Origin of the sequence: Flavobacterium pasteuri (assembly GCF_048286615.1) — a bacterium.
In the GTDB taxonomy this organism is placed as follows: Bacteria; Bacteroidota; Bacteroidia; order Flavobacteriales; family Flavobacteriaceae; genus Flavobacterium.
On sequence record NZ_JBLVPN010000018.1, the window covers coordinates 1 to 1,472 of the forward strand.

2 protein-coding genes are annotated in these 1,472 nt (G+C 34.4%); one reads left to right on the forward strand and one right to left on the reverse strand.

Annotated features, from left to right (window positions below; genetic code table 11):
• Nucleotides 1–130: 130 nt before the first annotated feature.
• Nucleotides 131–685 (reverse strand): hypothetical protein, encoded by a 555-nt coding sequence (locus ACNQF6_RS15695; protein ID WP_417966960.1) that lies wholly within the window; start codon nucleotides 683–685, stop codon nucleotides 131–133.
• A gap of 387 nt (nucleotides 686–1,072) precedes the next feature.
• On the opposite strand from ACNQF6_RS15695, the gene ACNQF6_RS15700 reads away from it, so the two are divergent.
• Nucleotides 1,073–1,472: tyrosine-type recombinase/integrase (locus tag ACNQF6_RS15700; protein WP_417966961.1), on the forward strand; the 400-nt coding region annotated here is incomplete at its 3' end.

Consider the following 1,472-nt stretch of genomic DNA (forward strand, 5'->3'; position numbering starts at 1 on the left):
CCTCTTGAAATTCTCTATCTAAACTTTACGATAACTCCATAGTTCCTGCCAATGAACGGTTCCGTTCAACACAGGTTTCATTGTTCGGCTTGCAGCCGCAACGAAACCTTATCTGTTAGCGGTAGTGCATTTAGTCAACGATATTTTTATAATTCTGTTCTCCTAATTTACCAAATCGATAATAAGTTCTGATTTCATCTGAAAACATTTTTATATTTTCTGTTTTAGTCTGAAGAAAAAAATGTTTTTTAAATTCTCCATCTTTTTTATGTATCTCGATATAATTTTTAACGCCATTTGATTTTTTTCGTTCCCAAGCTCTTATATTTCCATTAAATTTTCCACGATAGGAATCACTTAGAATGGCTATTTTTTCAATTTCGTAAATTGTGTAAACGTCATCATTACAAGTGATTTTTTCGGAGTCTATAATCAAATATCCAGTAAATTCGCCATTAGTGGTTTCGAATTTAAAACAGTTACTTATAATGAAATAAAGAGAATATAGAAAAGCAATTATTACAAAAAACACACCCAGTAAATCAAGGTTTTCTTCATTTCCAGGAAATATTGATTTTGCAAAATTAAATAAAAAGGGTAGTGACCATAAAGTCAATGCCATTAATAAACGTTTGTCAATTTCGAATGAGCTTTTTGGTGTATATATTCTGAGTTTCTTTTCCATTATTATTTTTAATTTTCCAAATAGGCTTCATTTTTGAACAGCTAAATTTCCTCCTATGCGGGGGCATTACCGCTAACGTCTCGTGGCTTGGCGTCAGTTGGGGATTTGATTAGCCAAATGTATCGATTAAAAAACCAACTTCCAAGTACAAAACCAACTTTAAAGTTCGCCTAAAACCCCAATTGCGCCAAACCGCTGTTGAACTAAACCTTCGGTAGTGCGAAACCGAAAAAGTAGTACTTTTCAAAGATAACTAAAATCTATTATTATGGTAACAAAAAAAAGCATCCTGATGCATTAAGAGAGAATAAAATTCTGAACCAAGCCAAGCGAGAAGTTCCAGGTTTCGAGGAACTTTTAGATCGATTTGAGAGGACAGTTTCGATTTTGGGCAGAAGCCAAAGTACCTTTAATAACTATTCGCGCCATGTTGCGTCTATCTCGCTTTATTTTGGTAAAATCCCAACTGAATTAGATGCTGAACAAGTTCAGGACTACTTGTTTTACCAACAAAAAAAGTCAAAAACACCTTCTCAAACGTATTTTAAACATTGTGTTTACGGACTTCGGTTTTTATTAAAATCGGAGGGTTTGCCTTATGAGTTTCTTCGTTTACCTTCCATAAAACACGAGAAAAAACTCCCTGTTGTTTTAAGCAAAGAAGAAGTTTGGGCGATGTTACAAAACGCCAAATTGCTCAAACATAGAATTCTTATTGGTTTGCTTTATGGTTGCGGACTGCGCTGTATGGAGGCCCGAGGTGTGCGTTTACAAGATCTAGATTTTG

Bases quoted from the DNA above. Each gene is read 5' to 3' on its own strand.
- ACNQF6_RS15695 (WP_417966960.1), bottom strand. From the start codon at position 685: ATGGAAAAGAAACTCAGAATATATACACCAAAAAGCTCATTCGAAATT.